The sequence below is a fragment of the Paenibacillus sp. 598K genome, from assembly GCF_003851045.1.
GTDB lineage: Bacteria > Bacillota > Bacilli > Paenibacillales > Paenibacillaceae > Paenibacillus_D.
Genome location: NZ_BFBX01000088.1, coordinates 146,274 through 169,314, shown reverse-complemented (window position 1 = coordinate 169,314; position 23,041 = coordinate 146,274). Strand labels below are relative to the sequence as shown.

20 protein-coding genes are annotated in these 23,041 nt (G+C 59.4%); 18 read left to right on the top strand and 2 right to left on the bottom strand.

Going from position 1 to position 23,041, the window contains the following annotated elements:
* The 4 genes from PA598K_RS24395 to PA598K_RS24380 all read left to right on the top strand — a co-directional run.
* Window positions 1–902: thioesterase domain-containing protein (locus PA598K_RS24395; RefSeq protein ID WP_260405581.1), on the top strand; the 902-nt coding region annotated here is incomplete at its 5' end.
* 8 nt (window positions 903–910) lie between these two features.
* Window positions 911–1,582: a 4'-phosphopantetheinyl transferase family protein gene (locus tag PA598K_RS24390; RefSeq protein WP_128659457.1), complete on the top strand. Its 672-nt coding sequence runs from the start codon at window positions 911–913 to the stop codon at window positions 1,580–1,582.
* A gap of 186 nt (window positions 1,583–1,768) precedes the next feature.
* The gene (locus PA598K_RS24385) at window positions 1,769–2,404 is read left to right on the top strand and encodes a GntR family transcriptional regulator (protein WP_260405580.1); all 636 of its coding nucleotides are present in this window, start codon (window positions 1,769–1,771) and stop codon (window positions 2,402–2,404) included.
* A 75-nt stretch (window positions 2,405–2,479) separates the two neighbouring features.
* On the top strand, window positions 2,480–3,643 hold the full coding sequence (locus PA598K_RS24380) for a helix-turn-helix domain-containing protein (RefSeq protein WP_128659455.1): 1,164 nt from the start codon (window positions 2,480–2,482) through the stop codon (window positions 3,641–3,643).
* Between the two features lie 49 nt (window positions 3,644–3,692).
* Here the strand turns inward: PA598K_RS24380 and PA598K_RS24375 are convergent, their stop codons facing one another.
* The gene (locus PA598K_RS24375) at window positions 3,693–5,189 is read right to left on the bottom strand and encodes an FGGY-family carbohydrate kinase (RefSeq protein ID WP_260405585.1); all 1,497 of its coding nucleotides are present in this window, start codon (window positions 5,187–5,189) and stop codon (window positions 3,693–3,695) included.
* Between the two features lie 173 nt (window positions 5,190–5,362).
* On the opposite strand from PA598K_RS24375, the gene PA598K_RS24370 reads away from it, so the two are divergent.
* The 11 genes from PA598K_RS24370 (at window position 5,363) to fhuB (ending at window position 18,613) form a co-directional block, all read left to right on the top strand.
* Window positions 5,363–6,238 (top strand): class II fructose-bisphosphate aldolase, encoded by an 876-nt coding sequence (locus tag PA598K_RS24370; protein ID WP_128659453.1) that lies wholly within the window; start codon window positions 5,363–5,365, stop codon window positions 6,236–6,238.
* 28 nt (window positions 6,239–6,266) lie between these two features.
* Window positions 6,267–7,763 (top strand): L-arabinose isomerase, encoded by a 1,497-nt coding sequence (araA, locus tag PA598K_RS24365; protein WP_128659452.1) that lies wholly within the window; start codon window positions 6,267–6,269, stop codon window positions 7,761–7,763.
* Between the two features lie 222 nt (window positions 7,764–7,985).
* On the top strand, window positions 7,986–8,741 hold the full coding sequence (locus PA598K_RS24360; protein ID WP_128659451.1) for a DeoR/GlpR family DNA-binding transcription regulator: 756 nt from the start codon (window positions 7,986–7,988) through the stop codon (window positions 8,739–8,741).
* Between the two features lie 173 nt (window positions 8,742–8,914).
* Window positions 8,915–9,760, top strand: coding sequence for a class I fructose-bisphosphate aldolase (locus PA598K_RS24355; RefSeq protein ID WP_260405579.1), 846 nt, complete (start codon window positions 8,915–8,917; stop codon window positions 9,758–9,760).
* The gene (locus tag PA598K_RS24350; protein ID WP_128659450.1) at window positions 9,757–10,923 is read left to right on the top strand and encodes a Gfo/Idh/MocA family protein; all 1,167 of its coding nucleotides are present in this window, start codon (window positions 9,757–9,759) and stop codon (window positions 10,921–10,923) included. The genes PA598K_RS24355 and PA598K_RS24350 overlap by 4 nt, the downstream gene beginning before the upstream one ends.
* Window positions 10,920–12,146, top strand: a complete 1,227-nt coding sequence (locus tag PA598K_RS24345; RefSeq protein WP_128659449.1) for a carbohydrate kinase family protein — start codon at window positions 10,920–10,922, stop codon at window positions 12,144–12,146. Before PA598K_RS24350 ends, PA598K_RS24345 begins: the two co-directional genes overlap by 4 nt.
* A gap of 72 nt (window positions 12,147–12,218) precedes the next feature.
* Window positions 12,219–12,770: a D-lyxose/D-mannose family sugar isomerase gene (locus tag PA598K_RS24340; RefSeq protein ID WP_128659448.1), complete on the top strand. Its 552-nt coding sequence runs from the start codon at window positions 12,219–12,221 to the stop codon at window positions 12,768–12,770.
* Window positions 12,771–12,799: 29 nt separating this feature from the next.
* Window positions 12,800–13,849, top strand: coding sequence for an aldose 1-epimerase family protein (locus PA598K_RS24335; RefSeq protein ID WP_128659447.1), 1,050 nt, complete (start codon window positions 12,800–12,802; stop codon window positions 13,847–13,849).
* Window positions 13,850–13,902: 53 nt separating this feature from the next.
* Entirely contained in the window at window positions 13,903–14,673 is a 771-nt protein-coding gene (locus PA598K_RS24330) for a DeoR/GlpR family DNA-binding transcription regulator (protein WP_128659446.1), read from the top strand.
* Between the two features lie 803 nt (window positions 14,674–15,476).
* Complete coding sequence (locus PA598K_RS24325) at window positions 15,477–16,520, top strand: ABC transporter substrate-binding protein (RefSeq protein WP_128659445.1); 1,044 nt, start codon at window positions 15,477–15,479, stop codon at window positions 16,518–16,520.
* Window positions 16,517–18,613, top strand: coding sequence for a Fe(3+)-hydroxamate ABC transporter permease FhuB (gene fhuB, locus PA598K_RS24320; protein WP_128659444.1), 2,097 nt, complete (start codon window positions 16,517–16,519; stop codon window positions 18,611–18,613). The genes PA598K_RS24325 and fhuB overlap by 4 nt, the downstream gene beginning before the upstream one ends.
* A gap of 75 nt (window positions 18,614–18,688) precedes the next feature.
* On the opposite strand, the gene PA598K_RS24315 is transcribed toward fhuB, so the two are convergent.
* The gene (locus PA598K_RS24315) at window positions 18,689–19,588 is read right to left on the bottom strand and encodes an RraA family protein (RefSeq protein WP_128659443.1); all 900 of its coding nucleotides are present in this window, start codon (window positions 19,586–19,588) and stop codon (window positions 18,689–18,691) included.
* A gap of 251 nt (window positions 19,589–19,839) precedes the next feature.
* Here PA598K_RS24315 and PA598K_RS24310 point away from each other — a divergent pair, with 251 nt between their 5' ends.
* From PA598K_RS24310 to PA598K_RS24300, 3 genes are read left to right on the top strand one after another with little or no spacing between them, the layout of a single operon-like run.
* Window positions 19,840–20,739 (top strand): carbohydrate ABC transporter permease, encoded by a 900-nt coding sequence (locus tag PA598K_RS24310; protein WP_128659442.1) that lies wholly within the window; start codon window positions 19,840–19,842, stop codon window positions 20,737–20,739.
* Window positions 20,736–21,566, top strand: a complete 831-nt coding sequence (locus tag PA598K_RS24305; protein WP_128659441.1) for a carbohydrate ABC transporter permease — start codon at window positions 20,736–20,738, stop codon at window positions 21,564–21,566. The genes PA598K_RS24310 and PA598K_RS24305 overlap by 4 nt, the downstream gene beginning before the upstream one ends.
* 36 nt (window positions 21,567–21,602) lie before the next feature.
* The gene (locus tag PA598K_RS24300; protein WP_128659440.1) at window positions 21,603–22,937 is read left to right on the top strand and encodes an extracellular solute-binding protein; all 1,335 of its coding nucleotides are present in this window, start codon (window positions 21,603–21,605) and stop codon (window positions 22,935–22,937) included.
* Window positions 22,938–23,041: the final 104 nt, after the last annotated feature.

Below are 23,041 nucleotides of genomic sequence, written 5' to 3'. Positions count from 1 at the left end.
TGGCGCTCGCGGATGTCTTCCGCGTCCCGCGCTTGCATGCGATGGCAGCCTGGCTGGAGTCGAGCCAAGGTCCGGCGGCAGCGCGGGCCGCCGAACTGCATGCGGCAGGCGATACGCTCGCGGGAGCAGGGGAGGCAGAGGCGCCGGAGGGCGACGACGGACTGATCCTGCTTAAGTCAGGCTCCGCAGAGGGGCGTCAGGTGTTCGTGCTGCACGATGTGACGGGCGAGGTGGACGGCTACAGCCATTTCATCCGCGAGCTGACAGGCCCTGACCGGTATTGGGGCATCCGATCGGCAGCGTCTCATGGCGCTGGCGAGCGGCCGGATGTCGCACAGATCGCCGCGCGCTACGTCGCGCTGATCCGCCGCAAGCAGCCGCAAGGCCCTTATCGGATCGCCGGCTGGAGTCTGGGCGGGACGGTCGGCTATGAGACGGCGCGTCAGCTCGAGGCGGCAGGCGAGCGGGTCGCCTGGCTGACGCTGTTCGATACGATGGCGCCGGAGCAGTCGCGAGCAGCGGCCGAGGCAGCCGGAGCTGCCGAAGGCGAGGCGATGCGGGAGCTGATCGCGCGCGAGGTGGCGTCGCTCCGTGAGGACGAGCAGTGGAGCCGGTACGATGAGCGAGCGATGGCTGCGCTCGCCGAGGCGGAGATGAGCTACCGTCCGCACGGCGAGCTGCAAGCGCCGGTGTTGCTGTTGTTGGCGTCGGATGGCGAGGGCAGCGAGTCGCCCGACCCATCGCTATGGGCCAGCCATCTGGCGCTGCCGCCTGCGATCTGCCCGCTCGAGGGCGGACATTATACGATCTTCCGGCCTGAGCACAGCGCGGTCAATGCCCGTCGTTACGAGGCCAAGCTGGCCGAGCTGGAGCAGCAAGGTCCGGTCGATCCCAAGGAGTGAATGACAAGATGAAGCTGGCGGCAGTACGAATAGAGGAGACGGTCGATGACAGCCGTTACGAGCGGCTGCTCGCCCAGGTCTCCGCCGAGCGCCGGGCCAAGGCCGGGAGGTTCAAATTTCGCCGGGACGCGGTGCGTACCGCTGCCGGGGAGCTGCTGCTGCAGCGACTGCTGGGAGCCGCCGACGGCACGCTGTCCTTCCGTTATCTGTCTCACGGCAAGCCGGAGCTAATCGATTATCCCGGTACTTGGCACAATATTAGTCACTCTGGCGAGTATGTCGTCTGCGTGTGCCATGAGGTCCCGGTTGGCGTCGATGTCGAGGCGGTGCGACCAGTCGACGACGACTTGGCGAAACGTTGCTTTGCCGATGCCGAGCGGATGTATATGCAGGCAACGGAGGAGGAGACGCAGCGTTTGCGGCGGTTTTACGAGCTGTGGTCGGCCAAGGAGAGTTATATCAAGGCTGTTGGCGATGGCTTGTCGATGCCGTTGCAGTCGTTTGTGGTCCGCATCGGGATGGATGGAGCCCGCCTGGAGACGGCAGCGGGTGAGTCCTTGCCCTGGGAGATTCGTCTGCTGCCGCTCGATGCGGGCCACGCGCTGGCAGTTTGTGCCTCGCAGCTTCCGCCAGACATCGCACTGGACGTTCTGTCGCTGGACGAATTGCTTGGCAGTTGAAGCCGAAATGTGTTTCGCTCCTTATAGCCCCCCGCTTTCGCTTCATTGCGGCAGTGGGGGGCTTTTTCATGGAATTTGAAAGAAAGCGTTGTCATTATCGATAATCCGTCATATAATACGTGTAGAAGATAAATTATCGATAATCGATAATCAAGAAAAGGGGTGAGTGTGATAAGAGGAAGTGAGTTGTCCGAACAGACGATATCCATGAGCGAGCATGTGTATCGCTCGCTCAAACAAGATATCCTGACCGGCGATCTGCCGCCGGGCGCTCGGCTCATCGTCACGGACATCGCCAGACGGTTCGCGATCAGCCAGGCTCCGGTCCGCGAGGCGCTCGAGCGCCTGAAGCAAGAGACACTGATCGTCGGCGTCCCCAACAAAGGCTCCGTCGTCTCGACGATTACCGCCAAGGAGATCAAGGATATTTTCGTGCTGCGGGAGATCATCGAGGGTTTTGCCGTTCGCGAGTCGATGCCGCTGCTGACGGCCGCCGACTACCGAACGTTGGAGCTGTTAATCGAGGAGATGGATCGGGCGAGTCGGGAGCATGAGCCGTTCCGCATCCTGGAGCTCGATATGGATTTTCATGAGTTTTTTTATCTGAAGTGCGGCAACCAGGCGATCCAGGAGCTGTGGGACCGTCTGCGCACGAAGGTGATGCGCTTCATGGCCATCTCCAATCGCCATCATACGACGGAGAAGCTGGCCGAGTGGCATCTGAAGCTGCTCGAAGCCTTGCGTTCCGGCGATGCGGCAGTAGCCGAACAGGCTTTCATCGAGCATATGCACGCCTACAAGAACATCTCCATTGATGAATAGCTGCTGCTGAATTGTTCTGTGACTACATGCACCCTGGTACGACACGAGGCTACCAATCGGAAAGGGGATTTACGCATGGTGAACGAAGAGCTTTTATTCAGAGACGATATGATGTTGAATTGGATGCGGGACCGCTTCCTGCAGCTGCTGGTCAGCGGCCGGCGCAGATCGGGTCAGCCGCTGAAGCAGGCGTTCGAGCAGCTCGGATTGCATCCTCACTATACGTATCCGACGATTGCGCTGTTGCAGCTGGCGGGAGTACAAGCCGAGCCCTCCGACAGTCGGACGGAGCAGCTGAGGCAGCTCCTCCGTCAGCAGCTGCCAGAGACGACGGTCGTCTACGTCGACGAGCAGGGCCGCGCGGCGATCCTGTTCTCCTGGAGCGCCCGCCATCTGTTGCCGGCGCTGCAGCGCACGCTGACGGAGCGCTGGGGGCTCGATGCCGTCTTCGGCATCGGCCAGCCGTGCCGCCAGCTGGCGGAGATCCACCGCTCCTGTCTGCAGGCCGATTCGGCGCTGCAGAGCCGTTTTTATCGAGGGGAGTCGCGACTGCTGTACGCCAGCGATCTGCGGCCCTATATCCATCTTAAGGACTATCCCGAGGAGGGTGAGCAGCAGCTGCTGGCAGCGGTGAAGGCCGCAGAGTCCGAGGCTGAGGTGGCGGAGGCGGTCCGGCGCTTCTATACGTCGCTGCTGCAGCATGGGATGCCCGATATCAAGCATATGTACGAGCTGACGATGCGGCTGCTGGTGACGACGGAGAAGCGGCTGCTCGCCGATCATGGTTATAGCGAGAGCCATGCCCGCGCGGAGGTGACGGCGATCCTCGATATGGAGACGCTCGAGGAGCTGCAGGCCTATCTGGTGCGCTGTTATATGGAGCTGCGCAAGACGCCGCTATCCGAGGCGAGGGAGAACCACCGGCGCATCATTCAGAAGACGATCCGCCTCATGGAGCAGGATTGCGACAAGGTAACCTTGTGCGTAGTCGCGAGCAAAGTCTACATGACGCCATCCTACCTCAGCCTGCTGTTCAAGACGAACACCGGCCATACCTTCATCGAGCATCTGACGCATATCCGGATGGAGAAGGCCAAGGAGCTGCTCCGCACGACCCATTACAAAAATTATGAGGTGGCGGAGCGGGTTGGCTATCAGGACCCCCGTTACTTTAGTCAGGTGTTCAAGAAAAAAGTCGGCGTCTCGCCGACAGAGTTCCGCGATGCGGTGGCGAACTAAAACGTCTGCCGCCCTCTTCCCCAACACCCTTTACGCGCGGGCATCGCGTTCAGGGTGTTTTTTGCATGCTTTGGATCGTCTTGGACAGCTTCATATACTGGCCGTAGCGCTCATCATACAACGATTGATGCGGCTGCTGCGGCTCGAATGCGCGAACCGATCTCACCAGCGTCTGCGCCGCCTCCTCGTACGAGCGATAGATCCCCGCCGCTTTGCCTGCCAGCATCATATTGCCGATCGTCCCGGCTTCGCTGACGTTCAACCGCTCGATCGGGACATTCATAATATCTGCCTTGATCTGTAGCCACAGGTCGGACTTGGCGCCTCCGCCGACGGCCCGCAGCGAATGGACCGGTATCCCGGCCTCTCGCAGGCAATCCAGGTTGTATCTCATCTCGAAGGTGACGCCTTCCATCAAGGCCCGATACAGCTCGCCCATCCCGGTATGGAGCGTGAGACCGTACAGGACGCCCTTGGCTTCCGGGTCCATATAAGGGGTGCCCGATCCGGCGAAATGCGGGATGACGAGCAGCTCGGTGGGAGCAGGGGCGGCCACCGAGCTGAGATAATCATAGACCGACAGCCCGGAGGCGGCAGCCGCTGCCTCGGCGCTGTGCCCGAACTGGTCCCGGAACCACCGGAGCAGCGAGCCGCCGGTAAAGTTGAACGCATAGGTAAGGTACAAGCCGTCAACGACGTGCGGAGCGCAGTTATATTGCTGCTCCAGCATGGCAGGTCCGAGGACGGGAGAAGGAAACGCCGGCGTGATGCATTCGACCGTACCGATGCTGTCGACCGCCTGATGCGGGGATAGGATGCCTGCGCCGAGCGCCGCGCACGCCTGATCGTGTCCGCCGGCTACGACGAGGGTGCCCGGGAGCAGTCCCAGCCCGCGGGCAACAGCGCTGCGCACTTGTCCGATCGGTCCGCCGGGCGGGATCAAGCGAGGGAGCATGTCGCTTTCGACGCCGGCAGCCTTCAGCATATCTTCGTCCCACTGCCTGCGGGAGAGGTTGAGCGCCATCGTGCGGGAGGCCAGTGTGTAATCGGTTGCGCAGTTGCCCGTGAGCAGATAGGCGATAAAATCGCCGAACAGCATAAATTTCCACACCTGCTCGTATAGCTCAGGCTGATGCTGCCTGATCCACATGATCTTCGGGAGAGAGAACATCGGATGCAGCGGGACACCGGTAATCTCCATCGTGCGTTGCTTGCCGATCGAGCGCTCCAGCATCAAGGCTTGCTCGCGGCCGCGCTGATCCATATAGAGTATTGCAGAGCCCAGGACGTTACCCTTCCGGTCAACGGGAACGACGGCTTCGCCCAAGGAAGAGATGCTCAGCGCAGTCACGGACGACCTGGAGACGGCTGACGCAGCTTCCGCGATGACGCGCTGCACGGCTTCCCAGACCCGTAGCGGATCAAGCTCATAGGTTCCCGGCTCCGGATGGTTCGTCGCGTATTCGCGATAAGCGGTTGCCAGCAACGCGCCCTCTTCGCTAAATGACGAGGCTTTGCAACCGGTCGTACCGATGTCGAGTCCCATTAGTGTCAAGATCGGATCCCCTCTCTCTTGTTGAATGTATGTTCATTATAAACATTTTTTGATGGGTTGGCTACAATTTTATTGCCATAACATCGGTTTCAATCTATAATAACGTTTAAACCGAACATAAATAATGATTGGTTTAAACTTTTTGAAGGAAAGGCGGTCAACAAATGGCCAAAGCAGCTATGAGCGAAATGCTGCAGGACGCCTCGCGACGAGGTTATGCCGTCCCTTGCTTTAATGCCATCAATCTCGATATGATCCGCGGCATTATCGAGGCAGCCGAGGAAGAACGGTCGCCCGTGATCCTATGTCATGCGGAGATTCATTTTAAGTACACTCCGTTGGAGCAGATTGCGCCGATTATGGTGGCGGCGATGAACAGGGCCAGCGTGCCTGTCAGCATTTTGCTGGATCACGGCAAAAGCTTCTCGGCCGTCACAAAAGCGATGCATCTTGGCTTCAATGCCATTATGTACGACGGGTCCGAATATGCGTACGAAGAAAATGTGCAACGGACGGCCGAGGTCGTGAAAATTGCCAACACGTTAGGCGTTTCGGTCGAGGGCGAGCTCGGCTATGTAACCCGGCCGAGGAGCGGCGGGGCGGAGGGCGAGGACGATGATTCGGTAATCGACGATACGTCCCTCTACACCGATCCGGAGCAGGCGGCGGAGTTTGTAGAGCGGACAGGGATCGACGCGCTTGCGGCCGCTTTTGGAACCGTACATGGGGTCTATCTGAAAAAGCCGGTCCTCGATCTGCCGCGTCTGAAGCAAATCCGCGAGCGTGCCGGCGTGCCGATCGTCATGCACGGAGGATCGGGCTTGTCGGACAGCGACTTCAGTCAGACGATCGACCAAGGCATAGCCAAGATCAATTATTACACCGGCATGGCGCTCCAGGTGATGGAGCGGGCCAAGGCGCGCTTGGCTCAAGCCGAGGAGAGCGTATTTTATCATGAATATATGATGCATACGATCCAGGACATCCGAGATGACGCGCAGCATATTATGCGCAGATTCCGCAGCAGCGGCAAGGCATAAACCGCCATTATACGAGGAGGGAATCGCTATGATTCAAGCAAAACCTTATACATTCTGGTTCGTAACGGGAAGCCAGGATCTCTATGGAGAAGAAGTGCTCTCGCAAGTCGAAGCGAATGCCAAAGCGATCGTGGCAGGGCTCGCCGCCGAGGCGAAGCTTCCGTACACATTAACCTTCAAGGCCGTCGTGACGTCGTCGGATGCGATCCGGCGCGTCTGTCTGGAAGCCAATTCCGATGAATGTTGCGCGGGCATCGTCGCCTGGATGCATACGTTCTCCCCGGCCAAGATGTGGATCTCCGGGCTGAGTCAGCTGCGGAAGCCTCTGCTGCATCTGCATACCCAATTCAGTGTAGAGATTCCTTGGGACACGATCGATATGGACTTTATGAATCTGCACCAATCCGCGCATGGCGACCGCGAATTCGGCTTCATCGGCGCCAGGCTGCGTCTGCCGCGCAAGATCGTCGCAGGTCACTGGCAGGAGGAGCTGGTGCATGGACGCATCGGTTCCTGGATGCGGACGGCAGCTGCCTATACGGAGAGCCAGACGCTGAAGATCGCCCGCTTCGGCGACAATATGCGGTATGTGGCTGTAACCGAAGGCGACAAAGTGGAGGGCGAGATCCGGTTCGGCTGGTCGGTCAACGGCTATCCTGCGGGCGACCTTGCGGAGCGGGTTAATGACGTCTCGGATGCGCAAGTGAAGGAACTGATGGATGAATATGCGGCGCTATATGACTTTACCGAGGCAGGCCGTGCGGACGGCGCCGAGCGTGAAGCGATCCGCGAGCAGGCGCGTATCGAGCTGGGCTTGAAGGCCTTCCTGCAAGAGGGCGGCTACAGCGCCTTCGTGACGAGCTTCCAGGACCTGCACGGCTTGCAGCAGCTGCCGGGCTTGGCTGCGCAGCGTTTGATGGCTGCGGGATACGGTTTTGGCGGCGAGGGCGACTGGAAGACGGCGGCGCTTGTGAGACTGATGAAGATCATGGCGAACAACCAGGGCACCTCCTTCATGGAGGACTACACGTATCATCTGCAGGATGGCAACCCGCTGGTGCTCGGCGCTCATATGCTGGAGCTCTGCCCGACGCTCGCGGCCGACAAGCCGCGCGTCGCTGTGCATCCTCTATTCGTGGGAGGCAAGGCCGACCCGGCGCGGTTGATCTTCAACGGCGCGACCGGCGCAGCGGTCAATGCCACCCTTGTCGATCTGGGCGACCGATTCCGGCTGATCGTCAACAAGGTTCAGGCGGTCCAGAATACGCACGATATGCCGAATTTGCCGGTGGCGCGAGTGCTGTGGAAGCCTGAGCCTTCATTAACGACGGCTGCGGAAGCTTGGATTACCGCGGGCGGCGCCCATCACTTCGGCTTCTCTTATCATGTCACGAGCGAGCAGATGGCCGATTGGGCCAAGCTGGCTGGCGTGGAGTGCGTCGTCATCGATTCGTCGACGAGCGTGAGCCGACTGGAGGACGAATTGCGCTGGAATGATCTGTATTACCGTCTGAACCGTCGTTGATTGCTTGACGGGTAGCGGATTGAATGGATGCTTTGCCACAAAGGGACTCTCATGGGACGTTTAACTGCGTTTTGTTGAGGGTTCTTTGCTTTTGTTTTGCGAATTTATCATGAGATGTTTGTATCGAACAGCACAGCTCCTATTAAATGTTCGGAAGATGTCATATAATCAAGGAGATGAAGAACGGCTCAGTGAGCCAATACAAGTGCAGTGGAGGCCAATATGTCGGCTCGAATGAATGAACGTCAGAAGCAAATCGTCAATTTGTTGCACAGCGTTGGCGAGGTCAAAATTACGGAACTGAAGGAAATGTTCCCTGTTACGGACATGACGCTCCGCCGGGATCTGGAGAAGCTGGAGCAGCACGGCATGCTGAAGCGTACGTACGGAGGGGCTATCCTGAGCTCCAAGGAGCTGGCCTTGCCCGTGCGCTCTACGGTAAACATGCCGGGCAAGGAGCGGGTCGGTCAGATCGCGGTCAGCCTGGTGAACCCCGGCGAATCGATCTTCATCGACAGCGGCTCTACGACGCTGCAGATCGCCCGTGCTTTGCCGGACAGGGTGCCGATCACGGTCGTCACCAATGCGATTCACGTCGCGGCCGAGTTGTCGGAGAAGCAGATTCCGACTGTAGTCATTGGCGGGGTATTGCTGGAGACGACCAACGGCATGGGCGGGACGGTTGCGACGGAATCGATCAGCAGGATGGCGTTTGATAAGGCGTTTTTGGGCACGACTGGCCTTAGCCGTCTGCATGGCTTCAGCAACGCCAATATGCTGGAGGCCGAGATCAAGCGTGTGGCGATCAGCCGGGCCAGCGAATCGTATATCGTCATGGATCATACCAAGTTCGATCATAGCGCGCTGTTTTCGTTCGCCAAGCTTGACGAGGTGCGCGCTGTCATTACAGATCAACAGCCTTCCGAAGAGTGGGAGGCAGCCTTTCAAGAGGCTGAAGTCGAGATAAGGTATAGTTAGCAATTTTCAGGCTGCCCTCAAAATATAGCCTACGGTCACGGGATCGATCTTTCGATCGCTGTTGTCCCCTTCGGCCTTTTGAGGGCAGTCTGAATTTCTAGTAGACAATAATGTTCGTTTATTATAATATTATGTTACAAACGAACAATCAACTTTGCGAGGAGAGGTTATTATTGTCTACTAAAGTCAGATTAAACCGGATGTTCAGCGCCCAGGGCAAATGCTTCGACGTTGCGATCGACCATGGATTCTTCAATGAAAATTCGTTCCTGTCCGGTATCGAAAATATGAAGCAAGCTGTAGAAACCGTCGTAGAGGCCGGGCCGGACTGCATCCAGCTCAGCGCAGGACAAGCGCGTCACCTGCAACAGATCCCGGGCAAGCAGAAGCCGGGGCTCGTGCTGCGCACCGATGCGGCCAATATCTACGGCAATGTGCTGCCGCGCTTCCTGTTCAGCGAGCTGATCGATCGAGCCATCGAACAGGCAGTCCAGCTCGACGCCGTCGCGGTATGCGTCAATCTGCTGTTGCTGCCTGGCCAACCCGAGCTGCATCACCAATGCGTGCGCAACGTCTCGCTGCTCAAGACCGAATGCGAGAAGTACGGCATGCCGCTGATGGTCGAGCCGCTCGTCATGCTGCCGAATGAAGAGAAGGGCGGCTACATGGTCGACGGCGACCTGCGCAAGATCATGCCATTGGTCCGCCAGGGCGTCGAGCTGGGCGCAGATGTAATCAAGGCCGATCCGTGCGACGATGTGAGCGAGTATCATCGCGTCATCGAGGTGGCATCCGGCATTCCGGTGCTGGTACGGGGCGGCGGTCGCGCGAGCGACGAGGAGATCATCGCGCGTACTGTCGAGCTGATGAAGCAAGGTGCGGCCGGTATCGTCTACGGACGTAATGTCGTCCAGCATCCAGACCCTGCGGGCATGACGGCCGCTCTGATGAGCATCGTGCATGACGGCGCGACAGCGGAAGAATCGCTGGCGATCCTGAAGGGAGCGTCGAGCCGATGAGCAAGAGGATCGTCTCGTTTGGCGTCATCGGCTGCGGGCTGATGGGCAAGGAGTTCGCGAGCGCTGCCGCACGCTGGTGCCATCTGGCCGGCGTCGACTTCGAGCCGCGGATCGTCGCGGTATGCGACGCCAATCCTGCAGCGACCCAGTGGTTCCAGGAGCAGGTGCCGAGCGTGCAGCATGCCTATACAGACTACAAGGAGCTGCTGGCCGATCCTGCGGTCGAAGCGATCTACTGCGCTGTGCCGCACAACCTGCATGAGCAGATCTATATCGATATTATCCGCGCAGGCAAGCATCTGCTTGGCGAGAAGCCATTCGGCATCGATCAGGCAGCCAATGCGGCGATTATGGCAGCGATCCGGGAGAACCCGGACGTCGTCGTACGCAGTTCCTCCGAATTTCCGTTTTTCCCGGGCGCGCAGCAGATCGTGCAGTGGGTCAACGAAGGCAAGTTCGGCAAGATCATCGAGGTCGAGGCGGGCTTCTGGCATTCGAGCGATCTTGACCCGACCAAGGTCATTAACTGGAAGCGTCGAATCGCCACCAATGGCGAATATGGCTGTATGGGCGACCTTGGCCTGCATGTGCTGCATCTGCCGCTGCGATTCGGCTGGAAGCCTGCGAGCGTGCGGGCGCTGCTGTCCAAGATTGTCGAGGAGCGCCCGGACGGCAAGGGCGGTATGGCGCCTTGCGAGACGTGGGACAACGCAATCTTGGCCTGCGACGTGAAGACGGCCGACCAGCAATTCCCGATGGTGCTCTCGACCAAGCGGATTGCTCCGGGCCATGCGAATACATGGTTTATCCGCATCCAGGGGACGGCGATGTCGGCGGAGTTCACGACTAAAAATCCGAAGCAGGTCGCCTCGCTCCCTTATGAGCCGGGCGCGCAGCAAGCATGGCATGTCGTCGATGCCCCTTACAAATCGGCTTATGGCACAATTACGGGCGGGATCTTCGAGTTCGGCTTCTCCGACTCGATCCTGCAGATGTGGGCGGCGTTTTGCGACGAGGTCGTCCATGGCCGCGACGGCATGAGCCAGCCGTTCACCTGCGCGCTGCCCGAGGAAGCGGCCGGCAGTCACGCGCTCTTCACAGCGGCGCTGGCGTCCGAGCGCTCGGGCGACACGATTGCTGTCGACTGGGAGGGCTTGGCGTGAGTCATCGGGAGGATATCCGGGGGGATCTGATCGTCGCCGGCCATATCTGTCTCGACGTGATCCCGGCGATGCACGGGCCGAGCCATGGCCAGGGGATGGGCGAGCTGCTCGCCCCCGGCAAGCTGGTCGACGTCGGTCCCGTCCAGCTCGCGACCGGCGGCACGGTGTCTAACACCGGGCTTGCCCTGCATCGGCTTGGCCTGCCCGTACAGCTGATGGGCAAGGTCGGCGACGACCTGTTCGGCGATGCGATCCGCAGCCATCTGGACGGCTACGGGAGCTCGCTGTCCGACGGGATGATCGTCTCCCCGGGCGAGCATAGCTCCTACTCGCTGGTGATCAGTCCGCCCGGGATCGATCGGGTATTCCTGCATTGTACGGGAGCCAACGATACCTTCACCTCCGACGATGTGCCGGATGAGGCCTTGCCGGACGCCCGGCTGTTCCACTTTGGCTATCCGCCGCTCATGCGCAGAATGTACGAGCAGGGCGGCGCGGAGCTGGAGCGGCTGCTGTCCAAGGTCAAGGCGCATCGCTTGACGGTGTCGCTCGATATGGCCCGGCCCGAGCCGGATTCGCCCGCCGGGCAGGCGGACTGGCTGAGCATCCTGGAGCGGGTGCTGCCTATGGTGGATGTATTCCTGCCGAGCTTCGAGGAGCTGTTATATATGCTGCGCCCCGCCCTGTACCTGGAGCTGTGCGAGATGCACGGGACGACCGAGCTGTTGGCATGCGCCGACGGCCCGTTGCTGGAAGCGCTGTCGCAGCAGCTGCTGGACATGGGGACGGCGATCGTCGGGATCAAACTCGGCGAGCACGGTCTGTACCTGCGGACGACGGCGAGCGCGGCGCGGCTGCGGGAGACGGGCGGCTGCGCGCCGGATGAGTCGCGGCTCGCCAACTGGACGGATCGGCGCTTGCTGGCGCCCTGCTACGTCGTCGACACGGTCGGCACGACAGGCGCGGGCGATTGTACGATCGCCGGCTTCCTCGCCGGACTGGCCAAGGGGCTGACGATCGAGGAGATGGCGCTCGGCGCGGTCGGCACAGGCGCTTGCAATGTCGAGCGCGCGGACGCCGTCAGCGGCATCCCGAGCTGGGAGACGGTGCAGGCGCGTATCGCCGCCGGTTGGCAGCAGCGGGAGACGACATTGTCGCTGCCGGGCTGGTCCCGTCATCCGGACACGGGCATCTGGGAAGCGCAGACGCCCGCGGGCGCGTGAGTATCCCCTGAGCATGTTAGATGTGTGACGTGTGATTATATGGAGAAGATACGAGGAAAGCGAGGAAACGGGATGTCGATCACAAGAAGCGAGGTTCGGCAGGCGCAGTCGCGCGCGGCGCAGATGCTGGCGGAGGCGGGCATCGTGCTGAGCCGCGAGGAGCAGGAGAGCATCGAGGTCGCCTGCTTTGGCTTGGGCAATCTGGCGGTGCAGGGGCTGGAGCTGATTACCTACATTAACACGGATCGATACTGTGCCAAGGATCTGGTGCTGTTCCCCGGGCAGACCTGCCCGGAGCATCGCCATCCGTCGGTGGACGGCATGCCGGGCAAGATGGAGACGTTCCGCTGCCGCTCTGGCACTGTCCTGCTCTATGTCGAAGGGGAGCCGTCCAAGATCCAGGCCGTGTTGCCGGCTGGGAGCGAGTCGTCGTATACGGTGTTCCACGAGATCGTGCTTCAGCCGGGCGAGCAATATACGATTCCGCCGGACACCAACCATTGGTTCCAGGCCGGGCCTGAGGGAGCGATCGTTTCGGAGTTCTCGAGCACCAGCCGGGACGAGCTGGATATTTTTACCGATCCTGCCGTGGTGCGCATGCCTGTCGTGCTCGAGGACGAGTAGCAGACACAAGAGCGGGGAGGAGGTTGCAGATGCGGCTATATGGAGAGGAACGGACACGACGTGAGCTCGAAGCGCGCGTAGGCCGACTGGGCCAGATCGGCGGTGTCCGGCGGATGCGGCTGACCGAGGGCAAGGAAGCGGGCACGGAAATCATCGAGGTACGCACGGGCGCGGGACTGGCCTTCGAGATTACGCCGGACAAGGGCATGGATATCTCGCTGGCTCAGCTCTGGGGCGTGCCCTTGTCCTGGCAATCCGCCAATGGCGACGTTCATCCGATGCATTACGAATCCGGGGGAACGGACTGGCTGCGCACCGCCTCCGGCGGTCTGCTCATGACCTGCGGACTCTCCCATGCAGGCAGTCCGTCCGTCGACGAGACGGGCAGCTACGGCCTGCATGGCCGCGTCCACCATACGCCGGCGAGGCAGGTGAGCGTCCGCGAGGCTTGGGAGGGCGATGAGCTGGACTGGAGCGTATCCGGCGTCGTCGAGGAGACGGCAATCTTCGGCAGCAAGCTCCGGCTGATCCGCGAGATCTCCGGCAGACTGGGAGATAACCGTATCCATATCAGCGACCGTGTGGAGAATATCGGGTTCCAACCGGCTGTCCATATGATGCTCTACCACTTCAACTTTGGCTTCCCGCTGCTTGGCCCGGACACGTGCATCGAGCTGCCCGAGGCCGAGCGGGAGGTGCGCGGCGGCGCGGACGATATGCTCGCGCAGGCCGACAACTGGCAGGAGCCGGATGCGGCGATTGCCGAGACGGTATATTATCATCGGGTGCGACAGTCGGCGGCGGATGACGAGCGGATGACTGAGACGCGTATCGTCAATCCTGCCTTCCCGGTCGCCGATCAGCGGCGGTCGCTCGCCGTCTCGCTGCGCTGGTCGAGCGATACGCTGCCATTGCTGGTGCAATGGAGGATGCCGGGCGCGGGCGAGCATGTGCTGGGGCTGGAGCCGTCGAACTGCCGGGTGGAGGGCCGCGAGGCGCAGCGCAGCCACGAGGGCTTGCCGATGCTGCAGCCGGGGGAGTCGATCGCCTATCGGCTGGAGTTGAATGTTGACTGCTGAGCGTGGATAATAAAGCCATAGCGGGATATCAGTCCATCGGAGGCAAGAAGCGTATGAAACCAAGCGCAATGCAAGGATTAAACGCCCGCCAGCAGCAGATGCTGGAGCAGCTCTCGCGCGAGGGGGAGCTGCGGATCGCGGCGTTGAAGGACGCGTACCAGGTGACGGAGATGACGATCCGTCGCGACCTCGAGAAGCTGGAGGAGACGGGGGCGGTCAAGCGGATCTTCGGCGGGGCGATCTTCGTCGGCAAGGATGTCGCGCTGCAGGAGCGGGCGGGCATCCTGATGGAGGAAAAAGCGAGGATCGGCCGCTATGCGGCCAGCCTCATCCTGCCGGGAGAGTCGGTGTTCATCGACGGCGGGACGACGACGCTGCAGGTGGCGAGGTTCCTGCCGACCGGTATGAAGGTGACGGTCGTGACCAATGCGTTGAACGTCGCCGCCGAGCTCTCCGGCAAGCAGATCCCGGTACTGATGATCGGGGGCATGCTGCTGGAGGCGACGCACTCGCTGGTCGGTCCGATCGCGGGGCAGAATCTGGCGACGATGGCGTTCGACCGGATCTTCCTCGGAGCGACCGGGCTTACGGTCGCGCATGGCTTCAGCAACTCGAACCTGTACGAGGCCGAGATCAAGCAGATCGCGATCCGCCAGGCTGCGGAGACGACGATCGTGCTCGATCATACCAAGTTCGGCGCGCGGATGCTCGTCTCCTTCGCTCCGCTCTCCGGCGTCCAACGGATCGTCACCGATCAACTCCCGCAGGACGAGCTGCGGCAGGCGTGCGGCGAGGCAGGCGTACGGCTCGAGCTGGCTGATTAGAGCATCGAGCTCTAGGCGTGTGTGCATAATCTGAGGGTAGCAGATTGGGCTGAATTTTCGGCGAAAAGACGGAACTTCATCCACACACTCGAGGCCGGGGGCGACGACCCGAGGAGCCGGAAGCGAAGACTCGCAAGTCTGGATCTGTGAGAGGCCTATGCGTATGCGCATAGGCCTCTTCGATGTGATGGCTTGCGCGCCTAGCCAAGCCAGGCACAGCGAGCCGCTGAAAGTTCGGTCACGGGAGGAAGCTAGCTCCCTGCAATCGGGATAAATAGCGGAACACAGATTGCGCAGCGGCGGTGAGCCCTTGGTCAACTCGATGGTCGTCGGGCCTTGTCCAAGGGAGGGAGCGTCGTAAGCGGTCATGCGATGCCCAGGGAGAGCACGGCGTAAGCTGTCGTTACTGTAACGCTCGTCACGGCGCTTATTTGCCGTTTTTTGGCGCACCTTTCATCGTAGCGCTTGCCACGGCGCTTATTTTCGAAATTACGCCTTTTTTTTCGCAATTTTGCCGAAATAAGCTCTCTGGCGAGCGTTAGCCTGTGAGACCCTGCCTTTTCGAATAAATAAGGTCGAGGGCGAGCATTAGAATCGAAACGCCCCCCCACGACTTAGCCGTCACCTAACAAGGAAACTTTGTTGAGCTTTCTTCTGCTCTCCAACTTCCAGGTTTAAGGTTGTTGACAATCCAATTGAGAACCGATATCATTGTCTCTGGAATGAAAGTGAGAATCACTATCAAATCGGTGCCATACTTATTCTGATTTGGATATTGTTACTTAGGAAAGGGAGAGTTGGAATTGAGAAACATGAAGGGTCTATTTTTGATGTTGGTGATCTTGGCATTTGTTGCAGCCGGATGCGGTGGAGGTTCGCCGAAGGACGCTGGCGGGACCAATAACGAATCGACGGCAAGCGGGCAGAATACACAGGAACAAGAAGCTGGCAACGAGCCATCCAATACGGAACCGCAAACTCGCACGATCAAGCATGTGCTGGGAGAGACGGAGATTACTGGCGTTCCGCAGCGGATCGTCGCTCTCGAATGGCTCTATGCAGAAGATGTGCTGGCGCTCGGCATTCAGCCTGTAGGGATCGCCGATATCGAGGGCATGAATAAATGGGTCGACATTCCAGTCGAGATCGGTGCCGAGGTTACGGATGTCGGGCTGCGTCAGGAGCCTAACATGGAGGTTATCGCTTCGCTGAAGCCGGACCTGATCATTGGGCTGAAAAATAATATTGAGGCTCACTACGAAGCATTCAGCAACATCGCGCCGACCCTGGTATTTGACCCTTATCCAGCCGAAGGACAGGGCGACCAGTATGAGGAAATGATCGGCACGTTCCAGACGATTGCCGATGTGCTGGACAAACAGGACGAGGCCAAGCAAGTGCTGAGCGATCTCGATCAAACCTATGCCGAAGCCAAAGCCAAGCTGGAGGCTGCTGGCTTGACCGAGCGGCCGTTTGCGCTGGCGATGGGATACAGCAACCAAAACGCAGTCACGTTCCGTATCTCGACCGACAACTCGCTGGCCGTCAAGATTTTGGAGCATATCGGACTGACGAATGCCTACAAACCTGCGCAATTTGAAGTATATGGCTTCAGTACAGCGGATGTAGAGGCGCTGCCAGCTCTCCAGGATGCGAACTTCCTGCATATTGTCCAGGATAGCGACAACGTCATCGAGAACCAGCTGAAGGACAATCCGGTCTGGAAGGGCCTTAACTTCGTCAAAGAAGGCCGGGTATATGCGCTGGGCGGCGACATGTGGCCGTATGGCGGACCTTTGGGCGCACAGACGATGGCCAGCAAGACGGCAGAGCTGTTGACGCAATGAGTTCGGCCAACAATCCAGCACCACAATCCGCAACGGAGGGCGCCTACGGGACGCCCTCTACTGCGTCCAAAAGCGGCTGGCGGGTGTGGTGGATGTTGCTGTCGGGAGCGGGCGCGCTGCTCGTGTTGTCATTTGTCAGCCTGACGCAAGGGCTCGCGGATATCTCGGTCGGCTCCGTTATCCAGGCGATCGTCTCGCCGCAGGACATCACGGAGCATCATATGATCCGCAGCGTTCGTCTGCCGCGCACGGTGATCGGGCTGCTGGCCGGCGCAGCGCTGGCGGCAGCAGGCGTGCTGATGCAGACGGTTACGCGTAATCCGCTGGCTTCGGAGACGACGCTCGGCGTCAACGCTGGCGCTTATCTGGCAGTAGTAGCCGGGATGATCTTCTGGCCTGGACTGTTGGCCCAGTATGCCCTGCCGCTCGCGGTTGCGGGCGGTACGCTGGCATCTGTTGCCGTATATGCGCTGGCAGGCAGAGCGCAGGCTTCGCCGCTGCGGGTCGCTTTGTCCGGGATGATCGTCACCCTGGTGCTATCGTCGGTAACCAGCGCGCTGGTGCTGCTCAATCAGCAGACGGTGCAGGGGATCTTCCTGTGGGGATCGGGCTCGCTCATTCAGAACGATTGGAGCGGCGTCAGCTTTGCCTTGCCTTGGGTGGCGGGGATGCTGCTGATCGTGCTGCTGGCCTCGCGCCAGTGGGATATGCTCACCCTGCATGAAGAGTCGGCGCGCTCGCTCGGTCAGCGCGTCGGCGCCGCCCGGGTGTCGGCGATGGGGGCGGGGGTTGTGCTCGCCAGCATCACCGTAAGCGTCGTCGGACCGATCGGCTTCATCGGACTGGTCGCTCCCCATCTGGTGCGGCTCTCGGGGGTGATCAAGCATGCTTGGCTGATCCCGCTCTCCGCAATCTGGGGGGCGGCGCTGCTCGTCGGCGCGGATTCAGTCGGACGGATGTTCGTCGATCTGTACGGGGAGCTGCCTGTCGGAGCCATCACGGCGATGATCGGCGCGCCATGGCTTATCTGGCTGGCGCTGCGCGTCTCCCGTTCGATGAGCGGGGGAGTCGCCAGCGGGACGGCGATGACCGGCTCGGGCACGCGCGTCCCATTTGGCGTGACGGCGCCGCTGCTCGCTGTAGTGCTGCTGACGGTCTGGGTGCTCAGCCTGATGTATGGCAGCTTGAAGATTCCGTTCACAGAAGTCGTGGCGGCATTAACCGGGGGCGGCGAAGCGATGTATCGGCAGATCCTCGTGGATATGCGGCTGCCCCGCTTGCTCACGGCCGGCTTGTCCGGGATGGCGCTGGCGATCAGCGGTTGCCTGCTCCAGCATGCGGTGCGCAATCCGCTGGGCGATCCTCAAGTGATCGGGATCACCAGCGGGGCAGGCGCAGGCGCGTTGCTCGTGATGGTCGCCTTCCCGCAGCTGGCTGCAGGCTGGGTCCCACTGGGAGCTGTGCTTGGCGGCACGGCTGCAGCGGCTCTGGTGTATGCGGTCGCCTGGAGGCGAGGGCTGCACCCGACGGTCCTGACGCTGGTCGGGATCGCCGTCGCTGCCTTGGGCTCGGCTATTATCAATCTGATGATCATCCATGCCAAGGTCGCTGTAGCGCCGGCCTTGTCCTGGATGGCTGGCAGCACGTACAATCGCGGCTGGACCGAGGTCGAGCGGATCGTACCGGTGCTGCTCATCCTCGTGCCGATCGCCTATTGGCTCGGCCGCAGGACGGAGCTGCTGACCTTCAACGAAGAGAGCTCGACCGGTCTCGGTCTGCATGTGCGCAATACCCGACTGGCTGTGGCGGGCGTTGCGGTCGTGCTGGCTTCCGTGGCGGCAGCCAATGTCGGCTCCGTCGGCTTTATCGGTCTGCTCGCGCCGCATGCCGCGCGGATGCTGGTCGGTCCCCGTTTCCGGCAATCGATGATCGTGGCTGCGCTGCTCGGCGGCATCTTGCTAGCCGGAGCGGATTGGATCGGCCGCATGGTCATCATCCCCAAAGAGCTGCCCTCCGGCATCGTTACAGCGCTGCTGGGCGCGCCATACCTGCTCTTTTTGATGAGCAGGGCCAACCGGATCAGGAAGACCTAGTAGCGCAAAGAAGAGCCCTGCCTAAGTGAAGTACTAGGCCAGGGCTCTTTCCTATCGTCGATGTGTATTACTTCCTTACAACCGCACATCCCCGCCAGGGCCGCTCTTCTCCTTGGCCTCCTCCAGCTCCTTATCCCAGTTCAGATGGCGATATGGCTCGGCCGCTTCGTCGTTGTCGAACCAGCCTTTGAAATCGTGCCAGAGGTCCTTGTCCCAGGCGGCGTCGATCTGTGCGGTCGAGTACACCCCTTCCTTGAGCCGGACAAAGCCGAAGATATCCCGCACCTGAGACTTCTCGGCCTGGACGACGGTGAGCTCTGCCAGATGCGGCGGGATGAAGATGACGCCCGACGGCGTGCCCAGCACGACATCGCCCGGCATGCAGATCGCCTTGCCGATCCGTGTCGGGCCGTTCATGCTGACCATCGTCACGTCGCCGATCGCGGTCGGATCGCTGCCCCGGTAATACACATTAATATTGTCGATTTCGACGATCTGCTGGTTATCGCGGATGCCGCCCCAGACGACGGCGCCGCCCCGCTTGGTGCGGGTGCTGATGGCAGTGGACAGATTGCCGCCAACGTAGGTGCCCAGATGGATCTTGTCGAACATATCGACGACGACGACATCATCTTCCACTAGCGTATCGATAACCCACTGATTAAAGAAGCCGCGCCTGCCTTCTTGTTCATGCCCATAGTTTAGCAGCGTCTCATGCAGATCGGGCCGCTTGGGCACCATGACCGCCGTCACTGCCCGGCCGACCATCGTTTTATTCGGATGGATCATTTTGAAATCGCCTTCAAATTGATACGTATATCCTCTGTTCCATAGCGGTCCCCATGCTTCCTCTAGCGTAATGCGGCGCATCCGGTTCAGGACGTCCTCCGATACCCGCGGCCTTCCATTGTCAAAACGTTCGCCCTCCCAAAGCGGCGTCAGCTGAATAATGTCATCCCGATGATCGAATTTCAATATGAAGCACCTTCTTCCCCTTAGAGTGGTCGGATCGGTCATATCCTTATTGTGCTGCACAATTATACAGTTGTCGATGTGACTTTCTTGTGTTGTTTGGGAGGCAGCAGTGTAAATTTTTCACCTATACCCAGGCCGTTCATGAAAGAAAACCGACCTATTCATAAAATCTTCGCCTTTCCGATGAAACCGCTTTCGTATACATTATAGAAACAGCCTCATATCAAGACGATTGTAAGAGGAGGAGGTTCATGTTTAAGAAAGAGCACAACCTTGCCGGCTATATTTTCATATCTCCCTGGCTGATCGGGTTTTTGCTGCTCACGCTCTGGCCTATCGCCCAATCCTTGTACTTATCCTTCACCAATTACTCTATGTTGGACGTTGGGGCCCCCACGTGGCTTGGGACAGACAATTATGTCAAAATCTTAACCGACGATTCTACGTTTACCAAATCGCTTACCGTTACTTTCCTGTTTGTATTAGTGTCCGTCCCGCTGAAGCTGTTCTTCTCGCTCATGGTCGCCATGGCGCTGGTCAAAAGCTTGCGGGGTATGAACGCGTATCGCACAGCCATCTATTTCCCGTCTCTGATCGGCGGCAGTATTGCCGTAGCTGCCCTGTGGCGCAATATGTTCGGACCCGACGGTTATATCAATCATGTGCTCTCCTGGGTCGGTATCGAGGGAACAGCCTGGATCTCCAATCCGGATACTGCGCTCGGTACGTTGATTTTGCTGAATACATGGCAATTCGGTTCGACCATGGTTATCTTCCTCGCCGGGCTGAAGCAGATCCCTGGGGAGCTCTATGAATCGGCTTCGGTGGATGGCGCAGGACGCATTCGCAAATTCGTCAGCATTACGCTGCCGATGCTCTCGCCGGTGATGTTTTTTAATCTCGTGCTTGGCATTATCGGCTCGTTCCAGATGTTCACGGCTGCCTTCATCATTACCAATGGCGGACCCGTTAACTCTACCTATATGTATGCGCTGTTCCTCTATGAAAAAGCATTTAAGCATTATCAAATGGGATATGCCTCCGCACTCGCCTGGATTCTACTGGTCATCGTCGCCTTGCTAACGCTCATCAATTTCGTAGCCTCGCGCTACTGGGTATTCTACGAATCGGATGGGGGGAAAACGAAATGAAATCCTTTCGTGCGAAAGTACTTCCCCACATTCTGCTAATCGCGTTCTCGCTGATCATGATCTACCCGGTCATCTGGTGGGTCGGGGCGTCCCTGAAGACGGTAGCCGAGCTTAGCCTGCCGACGATCTGGCCCACAGAGCCGATTTGGGAGAACTATACGAAGGGCTGGAATTATTCCAACCAGCACAGCTTCGGCCGATTTTTTGCCAATACCTTGCTGATGGAGCTGGGCAATGTCGTCGGCGGCGTCATGACCGCAGCGCTCGTTGCCTACGGATTCGGCAGACTGAATTTCAAGCTTCGGGGCATGTGGTTTGCGATCCTGCTGCTGACGATGATGCTCCCGACTCAGGTGACCATTGTCCCGCAATACATTTTGTTTAACAGCTTTGGTTTCACCGACAGCTACGTTCCGCTGGTATTGCCTCACTTTTTTGGCGGTGGCGCCTTCTTCATCTTCCTCCTCGTGCAGTTCATCCGGGGATTGCCGCGCGATCTCGATGAAGCAGCCAAGATCGATGGCGCGTCGGTGTACGGCATCTTCTTCCGCATCATCCTGCCGCTGATCAAGCCGGCGCTGGTGACGGTAGGGATCTTCACCTTCATCTGGAGCTGGGACGATTTCTTCGGTCAGTTGCTGTACTTGAGCTCCGTCAGCAAGTTTACCGTCGGACTGGGCTTGCGGATGTTTATTGACCAGTTCGATGTCCAGTGGGGGCAACTGCTAGCGATGTCCTTGCTGTCCGTGATGCCTTCCGCCCTGATCTTCATGTTCGCGCAAAAGTACTTTGTAGAGGGGATCGCTACAACAGGGCTAAAAGGATAGTATGACCGCCAAACCAATTAGAGAGGGGATAAATGTATGCAGAAACGTTTTGCCAAAAGCTTGTCGCTGCTCGCCTTAGCCTTGCTTCTCCTGTTGACTGCCTGTTCGGGAGGGAGCAACAATAATCCGCCGAACAATGGCGGCGGTACAACGCCTACAACACCTGATAATAATGGCGGCGCCAAAGGGGGGGCCACCGAGCTCGGCATGATGTGGTGGGGGACGGATGCGCGGCATGAAGCGACGAATAAGGCGTTGGACATTTACACGTCGCAAAACCCGAACGTGACCTTCAAGACGGAAGCGATGTCCTGGGACGCCTATTGGCAGAAGCTGCCGACGCTCGCCGCTTCCCGGACAATCCCGGATGTGCTGCAGATGGATGCCGCTTATCTGCAAGAATATGTTACGCGCGGACAGCTGGCAGATCTGACGGATGTTGATCTGTCCGGCATCGTCGACGACACCGTCATCGAGAATCTGAAGATCGACGGCAAGCTGTACGTCATTCCGCTCAGCCAGAATGCCCAGGGCATGGCCTTCAACAAAGAAGAGCTGGAGGCGAATGGCATCCCGCTGCCGCAACCGGGTTGGACGTACGAGGAGTACTTCCAATGGGCGAGAGATGCGCGCGCCAAGCTGCCGGATGGCAAATATCCGATCGGCGATAGCGGAGCCTGGGCCGACTATAACAACTACCAGGTCGGCATGGGAGGAGAGCCCATCATGGCCGACAATGGCAAGACGTTTAATCTGGACAAAGAGAAGTTCATGACATTCTATTCGACGTATGCAGAGTTCAGGGAGCAAGGCATTGTGCCGCCTGCCGACCGGAGCGCTGCGTTCCAGGAAAATGATCCGCAAGCCGATCCAATGGCATCCGGCGTCGTCATGACCCGCGGCGCGACGACCGGCTCGGTCAGCGCCTTGGAGCAACTGATGCCAGGCAAAATCGGAGTTACGACCTTGCCGACCGGACCGGCTGGCGGCGGTTGGGCGCAGTCGACGATCTTCCTCGCGGTCAATGCGGCCACTCCGCACATGGATGAGGCCAAAACGTTCGTGAAATGGTTCATTACCGATAAAGAAGCAGGCAAAGCGCTTGGCCTGACGAGAGGCATCCCGATCTCCGCCGAAAACTACGCCGAGCTGGAGCCAACACTGGAGGCAAAGGATATCCTGGGCAAAGAGCTCTACGATCTGGCGCTGGAGAAGGCGATGCCGTTCTACCCTGTCGCAGCAGGCTACTCAGAGTGGGCTGATAACTATGTCAAGGAGATGGAGGCCGTCAGCTTCGGTCAACAAACGATTGAGCAGGCTTATGAGAAAATCAACAAGGCGGGAATGGAAATTGCCTCGAGAGCGGGTTAGGCCGCTACGACTAAACTCTCAGGCTGTTGAAAAAGGCCGAAGAGGCACGGAATCGAATCTGTAGAAGCGAAGCGTTCGCCTTTGTCCCCGGATTTCAACCGCTA

Coding starts and splice junctions, on each gene's coding strand:
- PA598K_RS24390 (WP_128659457.1), top strand. CDS start 911: ATGAAGCTGGCGGCAGTACGAATAGAGGAGACGGTCGATGACAGCCGT.
- PA598K_RS24380 (WP_128659455.1), top strand. CDS start 2,480: ATGGTGAACGAAGAGCTTTTATTCAGAGACGATATGATGTTGAATTGG.
- PA598K_RS24375 (WP_260405585.1), bottom strand. CDS start 5,189: ATGGGACTCGACATCGGTACGACCGGTTGCAAAGCCTCGTCATTTAGC.
- PA598K_RS24370 (WP_128659453.1), top strand. CDS start 5,363: ATGGCCAAAGCAGCTATGAGCGAAATGCTGCAGGACGCCTCGCGACGA.
- araA (WP_128659452.1), top strand. CDS start 6,267: ATGATTCAAGCAAAACCTTATACATTCTGGTTCGTAACGGGAAGCCAG.
- PA598K_RS24360 (WP_128659451.1), top strand. CDS start 7,986: ATGTCGGCTCGAATGAATGAACGTCAGAAGCAAATCGTCAATTTGTTG.
- PA598K_RS24350 (WP_128659450.1), top strand. CDS start 9,757: ATGAGCAAGAGGATCGTCTCGTTTGGCGTCATCGGCTGCGGGCTGATG.
- PA598K_RS24340 (WP_128659448.1), top strand. CDS start 12,219: ATGTCGATCACAAGAAGCGAGGTTCGGCAGGCGCAGTCGCGCGCGGCG.
- PA598K_RS24335 (WP_128659447.1), top strand. CDS start 12,800: ATGCGGCTATATGGAGAGGAACGGACACGACGTGAGCTCGAAGCGCGC.
- PA598K_RS24330 (WP_128659446.1), top strand. CDS start 13,903: ATGAAACCAAGCGCAATGCAAGGATTAAACGCCCGCCAGCAGCAGATG.
- fhuB (WP_128659444.1), top strand. CDS start 16,517: ATGAGTTCGGCCAACAATCCAGCACCACAATCCGCAACGGAGGGCGCC.
- PA598K_RS24310 (WP_128659442.1), top strand. CDS start 19,840: ATGTTTAAGAAAGAGCACAACCTTGCCGGCTATATTTTCATATCTCCC.
- PA598K_RS24305 (WP_128659441.1), top strand. CDS start 20,736: ATGAAATCCTTTCGTGCGAAAGTACTTCCCCACATTCTGCTAATCGCG.
- PA598K_RS24300 (WP_128659440.1), top strand. CDS start 21,603: ATGCAGAAACGTTTTGCCAAAAGCTTGTCGCTGCTCGCCTTAGCCTTG.